The organism is Kitasatospora sp. NPDC001159 (genome assembly GCF_053598235.1).
This window is the reverse complement of sequence record NZ_JBSFJV010000162.1, coordinates 1-10,250: the sequence shown is the minus strand read 5'-3', so window position 1 is coordinate 10,250 and position 10,250 is coordinate 1. Positions and strand designations below refer to the sequence as shown.

Below are 10,250 nucleotides of genomic sequence, written 5' to 3'. Positions count from 1 at the left end.
GCGCTGCCGGCCTCCAAGATGGCCTCGGCCGGCGCGGACTGGAAGACCAACCCGCGCACCCAGATCAAGTGGACGCTGGACTACATGAACTCCCGTTACGGCAGCCCGAACGCCGCCTGGGCCTTCTGGCAGACCCACCACTGGTACTGAGCCGACCCCTCGGCCCCCAGCAACACACCCGCGACCTTGACCTCCCTCCCCCTCACCCCGGGGGCCGGACAGGGACCACTGGGATGACCCGACAGGGCCCGTGCCCGCGCGATCCGCGTGGCACGGGCCCTCTCGCGGTCGTACGCCCTTCGAGTGGATCCCTGAGACCGGCTTCCCCCGCTGCTGCGATGGGGCCTGACGCTCTGCGGCGCCGAACTCCGTTGAGGGGGTCGTAGGCGCGCACGTGGGTGGAGTGGGAGGCGACCGCGGTCCACCGGCCCCTGAGTGCCCGGACGCCGCGAGCGAAGTGTGATGCCCTGCCCGAAAACAGCAGGGCGATGCCTGTGCCGGATCCAGCCCGGCCCTTCTGGAAGCGGTGCTGATCGCTCCGCGAGGCGCGGGGCGATCAGCTTCGATCACTGGAAGGGAGATCTGCCACTGCAGTAATAATCTAATGATCAGACTTTAAGGGGCGGGGCATGTCGACCGGCAGAAACAACGCCGCGCTCCATAACGTGCGCATATCATTCGGGCGTGATCAAGGTTACCGATCCTCTGGGGAATTCGCAGGCTGCTGATGTCGCTGAGAATTCTCTGCCGAGCCGACGCGAGCTGCTCAGAACCACGGTTGCGGCAGTCGGTGCCGTAGGTTTTGCTGGCGCACTTGCGGACGGGCATGCCTACGCAGCCAATTCTCCATCCGAGTCGGATGCTCTTCGGCGCGGTCGGCGCCACCCGCAGCCTTCGCGGCCATCGGGAGGCGCGCTCGATCCGTCATCCGTTCCCAAGTACAGAACGCCGCTATTCCTTCTCGGTAAAATGCCCGGCGCGGGCCGGGACTCCTACCGCATCGCGATCCGTCAGTTCCGGCAGCAAATGCTGCCGATCGGGATGCCGGCCACCGCGGTCTGGGGTTACGGAGCTGTGGGCCACGAGCAGTCATTTCATGCGCCGGGCCTGACCATTGAAGCCCGTGTGGATCGGCCGATCTCCGTGACATGGGTCAACGACCTCGTCACCTCGCGCGGCTTCTACCTGCCCCATCTATGCGCTGTGGACCCCACGTTGCATTGGGCGAACCCTCCTGGCGGAAGGGCCGGACGTGATTCGCGGCCCACCTTCTCGGCCACTCCCGGGCCGTACACGGGACCGGTGCCCATCGTGACCCATCTGCACGGCGGGTACAGCCGAGAAGAGAGTGACGGATACCCCGAAGCCTGGTACCTGCCGGCATCTCGTGATATTCCTCGTGACTATGCTCGCGTAGGTACCTATTACGACCGGTTCGCCGAGCAGTTCCGTGACCGTTACGGCGTCCGCTGGCGCCCCGGGTCGGCAACGTTCGCGTACGGCAATGATCAGCGTCCCGCAACTCTCTGGTACCACGATCACACTCTGGGCATGACTCGGGTGAATGTCTACGCGGGCCTTGCCGGTTTCTACCTGCTGAGAGGTGGACCTGCTGATCTGCCCTCGGGAGTACTTCCCGGGCCGGCATCGGGGCGAGACGGGCGAGACGGTGCCCACTCCTACGAAATCCCCCTGGTGGTTCAGGACAAGTCCTTCAACGCGGACGGGTCGATGTTCTTCCCCAGCAGCCGAGGATACTTCGGGGACACCCCGCCGGACGGTCCGTGGATCCCCGATACCGATATTCCGCCCATCTGGAACCCGGAGTTCTTCGGCACCGCGATGGTCGTCAACGGGAACACCTGGCCGGTACTCAACGTGGAACCGCGGCGGTACCGCCTGCGCATCCTCAACGCAAGCAACGCCCGTACTCTCATCTTGAAGATCGTGGCTGACGCCACAGCCCCCCGCCCCGTCAGCCCCGCACTGCCCTTCTGGCAGATCGGGAACGACCAGGGATTCCTGCCGACCCCGGTCCAGTCGGATCAACTCCTACTGGCCCCCGCAGAGCGCGCCGACGTGGTGGTCGACTTCACCGGCGCCCCGGTTGGCACCGGGCTCTACTTGATCAATGAAGGTCCGGACGAGGCGTACGGCGGCGGCGCACCGGTCACCGACTTCACGCCAGCGAATATCACGACCACAGGGCAGGTCATGAAATTCACTGTCGTTCCCCTTGCCTCTGCCGACACCAGTGTCCCGCCGTCGCAGATCGTGCTTCCTCCGGTCCCGGCGCTTCCTGAGAGCCGGACGGTCCGGAAGCTGTCACTCAACGAAGAGGACTCCGCGTACTTCACCGGCGCGCCCACGATGGACATGCTTGGCACAGTCACGCCAAGTGGCTCAGCCACTCCGCTCCTGTGGTCAGACCAGGTCACCGAGACGCCGGTGAAGGGCGACACCGAAATCTGGGAACTGTACAACTTCACCAGCGACGCCCACCCTGTCCACATCCATCAGATCGGATTCCAGGTCCTCGACCGCCGAGCAATCACGGGCGGCGCATTGTCACCCCCACAACCGGGGGAAGGCGGATATAAGGACACCGTGATCGCATTGCCAAGTCATATCACCCGCGTCAAGGTTCGCTTTGGCATTGCGGGACGGTACGTCTGGCACTGCCACATTCTGGACCATGAGGACAATGAAATGATGCGGCCGTTGCAAGTACTTGATCAGCGCAGCCATTGAGGTCTTTTCGGCGATGATCACTCGGCGGCGGGATGAAGGAAGCGGGAGTCTGCGGCCGGCTGCCCTGGTGACCGTGATGTGGGGTTCGGTGGCGACACCGGCCACGATCCGGGCCGGGTCGCGGTCGACCCGGCGGTGATGACCGCCGACGGCGGCGAGGCGATCGTGGGGCAGCCGGGCTGCCGCCATCTTCCGACCGGCGGCGATGTCGCACGCGAGCGAGCCCAGGCATGTGCTGACGAGCAGACAGCAGGCCCCGCCCGGCCGACCGGCAGGTGGGGGTGCGGGGTGCGCGGGACGGCCGCGGTGGAGGTGGACCACGACCACGCCACCGGGCTGGTACGGGGGAGCGCGATCTGGCTGGGACCGACAGTGGGGGCCACCTCTGGCGCGACCCGGGGCCGCGTTCGAGGACGATCCCCTGCACTGACCCGGATCGGCCGTGCCGCCAGGCCGGGCCACGCGCTACCGGGGTCGGCCTGTGGCGGTCGTCAGCCCGCCGTCAATGCAGTGGGCTCGAGGACTGCCTCGACATCAACCGTGACGTCGACCATGTCGCCCACGACGACACCACCTCGGTCGACCACGTCGTTCCAACTCACGCCGAAGTCGTGGCGGTTGATGCGTGATCTGGCGACGAATCCGGCCCGGCGCCGTGGACCGAGATCCTGGCCGTCCTCCCACCACGGAGTGTCCCACTGTCCCAGATACGTCACATCGAATGTCACGGAGCGTGTCGCTCCGCGAATGGTGAGGTCGCCCGTCACCTCGAAGTCGTTCGCGCTCACCTGGCGGATGCGAGACCCGGTGAACGTCCACGTCGGATGGCGCTCGACATCGAAGAAGTCGGCGCTGCGCAGGTGGGCGTCGCGGTCGGGCTGCCCGGTGTACACCTGCGTCGCGTCGATCGTCGCCTCGACCTGGGCCTTCTCCGGGGCGTCCGGGTCGACCACCAGGAAGCCGTGTACGTTCTTGAACTGTCCACGTACGTAGGTGACCATCATGTGTCTGACACTGAACTCCGCCGCAGTGTGACCTGACTCGAAGAACCATTTCGCTGTAGCCATGGCAGCTCCTCGGCGTGCTCGCCCCTCCGAACACGATAGGACGGCCGTGCACCGTCGGCTCGCCCGGTGCGCGCCCGGCAGCGGACCACGTCGGCAGCTCCAGGCCGGCTGGGCACCCGTCAGCCGCAGGCGCCGCCGCGACCCTGCGGCGGATGCCGTCGGCTACGGCGGTCCACCGGCCAGCCGTACGGCGGCAGCCTGAGCCTTCACGCCGCCTGAGCGCACGTGTCCCGCCCGGCCGTCCGCAGGCGGACGGGCCAGTCCTTGTCGCCAAGGCCGCCGTTCGCGGTGGGCTGGCGTCTGTAATCTGGTTACGTTGATAGAGCACATGGTCAGAGGGGGGTAACAAGCCGTAACCTACCGGGGACGCCGCATGACTGGCCTGACCGTCATCCTGCTGCTCGTGGTCCTGGCCACGGCCGTGGCGACCGGTGCCCGGCGCTGGCGCTTGCCCGCTCCCTCGCTCCTCGTCATCGCCGGTCTGGTCGTCGGGCTCCTACCCTGGGTTCCCGAGGTCCGTCTGCCGCCTCACGTGATCAGCGTGCTGGTGCTGCCGCCACTGCTCTACGCCTCGGCTGGGGAAATCTCCGTCCGCGACCTGCGCAGCGTGTGGCGGCCTGTGACCGGCCTGGTCTTCGGTCTGGTCCTGGCCTCGGCCGTCGCCGTCGGGTACGTCGCCCGAGCGATTACCCCGCTCACCACCGCGACCGCGTTCATCCTCGGCGCTGTCCTGGCCAGCACCGACCCCGTGGCCGTTACCGCACTCGGCCGGCGCCTGTCCCTCCCACCACGTGTGCAGGCCATGGTGCAGGCGGAAAGCCTGTTCAACGACGCCACGTCGCTGGTTCTGTACAAGGTCGCCGTGGCGACCGCCGTTTCCGGCAGCGCCATCACCGTGTCCGGGACCGTCGAGCAGTTCCTGATCCTCGCGGGCGGAGGAGCCCTCATCGGCGCGGCGGTCGCCGCAGTGGTGACGCTCATCCGCAGACGGACCGAGGAACCCGTGCTGGAGACCGTCATCGCATTGGTCACGCCGTACGCCTCGTACGTCATCGCGGAGGACTCGCACGCCTCCGGCGTGACCGCCGTCATCGTGTCCGGGGTCGTCCTCGGCAGCACCGGCCACAAGCTCAGCAACGCCCCCATCCGTCTCCAGATCCACGCCGTCTACGACACCGTGACTTTCCTGCTGGAGAGCGTCGTCTTCGCCCTCATCGGTCTCGAGCTCCCCTCCGTCGTCCGTCACCTCGCGCACGACGAGCACGGCTGGCCGCTGTGGGTGCCGGTGATCGCCTTCACTGTGCTGGCGATCCGCCTGCTGTGGATCTTCCCGCTGTCCGCGCTGATCCACCACCGGCACAAGGAGGGCGACAGGCGCATCTCCTGGCGCGTTCCGGCCGTCCTGTCCTGGGCGGGCACCCGAGGCGTCATGCCGCTGGCCGCCGCGCTCTCCATCCCCCTGGTCACCCACACAGGGGCGCCGCTGCCGCACCGGGCGCTCATCCTCACGCTCACCACCGGGACCATCGCGCTCACCGTCGTTTTCCAGGGCTTCACCCTCGCTCCTGTCGTCCGCCGCTCGGGCATCGCTCTGGAACCGGAGCACACCGCCCGCGAGGAGGCCCGGACCCGCCGACACATTGCCCACACCGCTCTCGAAGAGCTCAAACAGCTTGGCGATCTGGATGAGCTCGCCGAACTGGGCACCGCCGCTGAGGCTGCCCTGAAACAGGCTCGTCGCGATCTGGAAGCGCGCATCCACCAAGCGGAAGATGCCCACTACAGCGACCCGGACGCCCGTCCCGCCGACGCCTACCGCGAGATACGCCGGACACTCATCGGCATTGAGGCGGCCGAGCTCCAGCGCCTCTACGAAGCAAACACGATCAGCAACGCCACCCGGCGCCGGATCCAGCGCGAACTCGACCTCGAGGAAGCCAGCCTCCGTGCCCGCGACTGACGGGTCCGTGGTGCAAGCGATACCCGCATCTGTGCTGCGCGAGCTCGGCCGCAGTTGCCACCACGCCCGGCACTACGGCTTCGGCGAACCGTTCAGGACGCGGACGGGCCTCCTGTCCGGACCGCCGGGGCGGCTCCGGTCAGGATGGTGTCGACGGCACGCGTCACGAAGTGCTCGTCGAGCGGGAGTTGACGGAAGACGATCCGGAGCCAGGCTGCTCCGGCCAGCAGGTCCACCAGGAGCATCGGGTCCGTGTCCGGCGGGAGTTCGCCGCGGCTGACGGCACGCTCGAAGATCGGCTGCTCGCGGGCGAGCCGCTCGGCGAAGAAGCCGCGGACGTGACCCGCCAGTTCGCTGCTGTGGGTGACCGCCCCCAGCGTGGCGATCGCGACTTCGGCGGCCGGTGACGTGGTGAGCAGGGCCATCACCGATCGCAGCAGGGCCTCCAGGTCGCCCCGGAGGCTACCGGTGTCGGGCAGGGCGAGGTCGAGTTGGCGACCACCGATGAGCGCGGAGCCCAGAAGAGCTCCCTTGGACGGCCACCAGCGGTAGATCGTGGTCTTGTTGACCCCGGAACGTTCGGCGACCCCCTCGATGGTCAGCCCTTCGTATCCCCGCTCCGCGAGCAGATCCAGCGTGGCGTCGAAGATCTCCTGCGATCTGCGCGGGCCGCTGCTCCGCCGGCCTTTCCGCTGCTCGTTGGTCATGAGAGCAGGCTAGCATCAATGCAACGCAACGGTGCGTTGCATCTGTGTGTTAGCGTGACGCGCATGAAGTCCGAAGAGCCCGCACTGCACGTCGTTTTCGTACACGGCACCAGTGCCGGCGGCACGATGCGGCGTCCCGTGACGGAAGTCGCCGGCGCCCGACGCCCTGTGCCGGATCCGCCTGGGCACGGCTCCCGGCGCGACGTACTCTTCTCCACGGCCGGGACGGACGCGGTTTCGGCATCGGGGGTCCGATGACCGCCCGTGCCTGGAGCCTGGAGGAGTCCCTGGAGATGTCCGTTCCGCCGGACGCCGTCTACGCGGCCGTCGCGGACGTCCGGCGGATGAAGGACTGGAGTCCGGAGGTGATCTGGACGTGGCGCCGTGGGTGCCGTTTCACGGGCTTCAACCGGCGAGCCTTCTGGATCTGGTTCACCACCTGCCGGATCGTCATCGCCGACCCGGGCCGGGAGTTCGCCTTCGACGTCACCACCTTCGGCCTGCCGGTGGCGCGTTGGGGCTACCGGATGACGCCGACGGTGGCAGGAACGCTGGTCACCGAGTACTGGAACGACCACCGCCGCCACGGATGGCGCCGCCGGATCGCCGACATGCTCGGACTGGTCTTCACCGGGACTCCGGCCGCTCGGCGCGCCGCGCGCAACCGCGACGGCATGCGCATCACACTCAGCCGGCTCCGTACCGCCGTCGGGGAGGCCGGACGGGCTCCGCAGGCGGACGCGAGTCCACGCCTCTGTCGTCGAAGTCAGCGTCTGTGAAGCCCGGTTCGCGCAGGCTGTTGAGGTAGTTGGGCAGGCGCAGGCAGCCGGCCGCGTAGGCGCGGGCAGTGGCGCGCGCCCGCTCGGGGTCGGTGACCACCACGGCCTGCTCGGGGGTGAGCAGCGGGTCGGGGCCGAGCGTTGCGCGGGCCCGGTGGGTGTGTTCGGGGGTGACGAAGGACGGGTGAACGCCCTGGGCCCGGTGGCGGCGAGCCTGAGCATCTTAGGGTGCAGCGCGGTGGCGGCGACGGCACGCCGCTCCTCGTCCGCCGTCACCGCGGACAACGACACGAGCCATACTCGTTGCCCGGCAGACGCTGGTGTCGGTCGCGCCGGCGCCCCGGGCACGCCGGGGTGGGCTCCAGCCAGATCGTGGAGATGACCAACTACGACCTCGCGGTGTACTCCAAGACCGGTGCCACGCTGCTGGGGCCGCTGAGGACCCAAACCCTGTTCAGCGGGTTCGGCGGACCGTGCGAGACCTCTCAGAACGTCGACATCGGCGATCCCGTGGTCCGCTGGGACTCCCTCGCCCACCGCTGGATCACCAACCAGTTCGCCCTCGACGAGACGGGCACCACGAACCGACTGTGCGTGGCCGTCTCCACTACCGAAGACGCCACCGGCGAGTACTACCGGTACGACTTCGGGTACCAGCACTTCATCGACCACCCGAAGGTCTCGGTGTGGCCGGACGCCTACTACGCGGCTTTCACCGGCGGGGCGTTCTTCGAGGCGTGCGCCTGGGACCGGCAAAGGATGCTGCGCGGAGCCGACGCCGACCAGCAGTGCTACACCATCGCGTCACCGGCCATCCCGCTCGGCTCGGACCTCGACGGCACGACCCCACCCCCGCAGGGCGAGCCCAACCTGCTGATGGCCCTCAACCCCGCCAGCAACAGCCTGCAGTACTGGCGGGTCCACGTCGACTGGGCCGACCAGACCCGCACCGCCGTCACGGGCCCCGGGGAACTGCGGGTGGCCCCCTACAATCCGGCCTGCGTACGTACCGATCCCACCCGATGCGTCCCCCAGGCCGGCACCACCCAGAAGCTGGACTCGCTCTCCTGCTCCGCCATGTACCGGCTCGCCTACCGCAACTTCGGCGACCACCAGTCCCTGGTCGTCAACCACGCGGTCGACGCGCCCGGCGGCGTGGGGGTGCGCTGGTACGAACTGCGGCTGGACCACGGCCGACCGGTCGTCCATCAGCAGAGCACCTACGCTCCCAGACCGGGAGCAACCGCTGGGGTGACTACACCTCCATGGCGATCGACCCGGTGGACGACTGTACGTTCTGGTACACCAACCAGTACCAACCGGCCGATGGCACCGGTAACTGGAACACCCGTATCACCTCCTTCCAGCTCTCCGACTGCTGCGACCACCACCGCCACGGGTGACACCCGGGGCGGACGGCACACAGCCGTCCGCCCCGAACCCCCATCGCGAGAAGACAACCGGGCACCGCGGCCCGCCGAGCAGCCGCTCGCCGGGCCTCAGCCGACGGTGCCGGTCGACGTCTGCGCGGAGCCCGGCAAGGTCGGCCTGCCGCCGAGCCTGGTCGAGATCTGCCGCAGGGCGTACGGGCGCTGAACCAGCAGGACACCGTTCTCTAGAACCCGGCGGCGGACCCGGTCGTCGCGGCCAGCGGCGCGGTCAGCATCCCCGCGCCTTCGCGCAAGCCGCGTAGCCACTCCTGCAGCGCCTCCTGCACGGTGTACCTCGGTGCCCAGTCCAACTCCTGTCGCGCCCGCGAAGTGTCCATGACTGGGAAGTGCAGGACTGCGTCGAACAGTTCCGGGGGCGTGCGCAGCAGGTGGGTCTTCCAGGCGGCGGAGACGGCGGCCCGGACCGGCCAGCCGGGTATCGAGATGGTCCGGGCGCCGAACAGTTCGGCCAGCATGGGGGAGTCGATGACGGGTTCGGCGGCCAGGTTGAACGCGCCGTGCACCTCGCGCGCGAGGGCCTGCTGGAAGGCTGCGGCCGCATCGTCGGTGTGCAGGGCCTGGTACCGCATGCCGGGGATGTCAGGGATGGCGGGCATGCGCTCCGGGCGGGTCAGTCGCTTCGGCACCAGCGGGCCGCGGAAGAGGCGGTGCTGTTCGCATGCGGCCTCGGCCTTGAACATGAAGCCCGGCCGCATCCGCACCACGCGCATGGTGGGGTGATCGCGCTCGAAGGTGTCCAGGACGCGCTCAAGGTAGGCCTTCTCCCGGCACAGTGCCGACTCCGGCCAGCCGTGGGTCGGCCAGGACTCGTTCACGGCGCGGTCCTTGGGGCCGGGTGAGTAGGCTCCAACGAACGACGCGTACACCAGCGTGGGTACGCCCGCTTCGGCCGCGGCGTCGAAGACCCGTAGGGAGCCGAGGACGTTGGTGCGCCAGGTCGTCGTCGGGTGGTGCGTGGGCTGGAACAGCCAGGCCAGGTGGATGACGGCGTCGGCGCCGGCGAAGTGGCTGGTCAGGTCAGCGGCTTCGTCCGCGATGTCGACGCTGGCCCAGCTGGTTTTGGGCGGGGTCCACTGCGGCAGACGGCGTGCCAGTCCCAGGACCGAGTCGATTGCGGGGTCCGCACCGAGTGCCTGGACGACACTGGTGCCGAGGTTGCCGGTCGCCCCGACGACGACCGCCCGCAAACCAGGAGACGCCATTGCTCTCGCCTGCCTTTCGTACGCGCGTTCTCGCGTTGACCAGGGGAAGCACATTGCCGCGTGCAGTGCACGTGTATGCCGGGCACGGTGCACCTCGATCGAGGCTCAAGGCGGTACCGCAGCCTCCCTTCTCTCACCATCCGCCGGGCGGAAGAGCGGCGCAAACGGGTGCTTGATCTTCGATGAGACGAACCGCCAGTCATCAGGCCTGGGTGAGATCGCTCAACCTTCAGCGCGACGCGAGAGGGCCCGTGCCACGCGGATCGCGCGGGCACGGGCCCTGTCGGGTCATCCCAGTGGTCCCTGTCCGGCCCCCGGGGTGAGGGGGAGGGA

8 protein-coding genes are annotated in these 10,250 nt (G+C 68.4%); 5 read left to right on the top strand and 3 right to left on the bottom strand.

Going from position 1 to position 10,250, the window contains the following annotated elements; translation table 11 throughout:
- Together ACWC9T_RS38980 and ACWC9T_RS38975 are read left to right on the top strand one after the other, a co-directional pair.
- Positions 1-150, top strand: a 150-nt coding sequence (locus ACWC9T_RS38980; RefSeq protein WP_449825779.1) for an aggregation-promoting factor C-terminal-like domain-containing protein, incomplete at its 5' end; no start/stop codon positions are given.
- A gap of 534 nt (positions 151-684) precedes the next feature.
- Positions 685-2,751, top strand: a complete 2,067-nt coding sequence (locus tag ACWC9T_RS38975) for a multicopper oxidase family protein (protein ID WP_449825778.1) — start codon at positions 685-687, stop codon at positions 2,749-2,751.
- A 491-nt stretch (positions 2,752-3,242) separates the two neighbouring features.
- Here ACWC9T_RS38975 and ACWC9T_RS38970 read toward each other — a convergent pair whose 3' ends face one another.
- Positions 3,243-3,818: a YceI family protein gene (locus ACWC9T_RS38970; RefSeq protein WP_449825777.1), complete on the bottom strand. Its 576-nt coding sequence runs from the start codon at positions 3,816-3,818 to the stop codon at positions 3,243-3,245.
- A 373-nt stretch (positions 3,819-4,191) separates the two neighbouring features.
- Here ACWC9T_RS38970 and ACWC9T_RS38965 point away from each other — a divergent pair, with 373 nt between their 5' ends.
- The gene (locus ACWC9T_RS38965) at positions 4,192-5,778 is read left to right on the top strand and encodes a Na+/H+ antiporter (RefSeq protein ID WP_449825776.1); all 1,587 of its coding nucleotides are present in this window, start codon (positions 4,192-4,194) and stop codon (positions 5,776-5,778) included.
- A gap of 92 nt (positions 5,779-5,870) precedes the next feature.
- Here ACWC9T_RS38965 and ACWC9T_RS38960 read toward each other — a convergent pair whose 3' ends face one another.
- Positions 5,871-6,485, bottom strand: coding sequence for a TetR/AcrR family transcriptional regulator (locus tag ACWC9T_RS38960; protein WP_449825775.1), 615 nt, complete (start codon positions 6,483-6,485; stop codon positions 5,871-5,873).
- A 254-nt stretch (positions 6,486-6,739) separates the two neighbouring features.
- Between ACWC9T_RS38960 and ACWC9T_RS38955 the strand changes: the two genes are divergently transcribed.
- Both ACWC9T_RS38955 and ACWC9T_RS38950 read left to right on the top strand, forming a co-directional pair.
- The gene (locus tag ACWC9T_RS38955; RefSeq protein ID WP_449825774.1) at positions 6,740-7,264 is read left to right on the top strand and encodes an SRPBCC family protein; all 525 of its coding nucleotides are present in this window, start codon (positions 6,740-6,742) and stop codon (positions 7,262-7,264) included.
- A gap of 378 nt (positions 7,265-7,642) precedes the next feature.
- Positions 7,643-8,860, top strand: a complete 1,218-nt coding sequence (locus tag ACWC9T_RS38950) for a hypothetical protein (protein ID WP_449825773.1) — start codon at positions 7,643-7,645, stop codon at positions 8,858-8,860.
- Positions 8,861-8,879: 19 nt separating this feature from the next.
- Here the strand turns inward: ACWC9T_RS38950 and ACWC9T_RS38945 are convergent, their stop codons facing one another.
- The gene (locus ACWC9T_RS38945; protein WP_449825772.1) at positions 8,880-9,917 is read right to left on the bottom strand and encodes an NAD-dependent epimerase/dehydratase family protein; all 1,038 of its coding nucleotides are present in this window, start codon (positions 9,915-9,917) and stop codon (positions 8,880-8,882) included.
- Between the last annotated feature and the right edge of the window lie 333 nt (positions 9,918-10,250).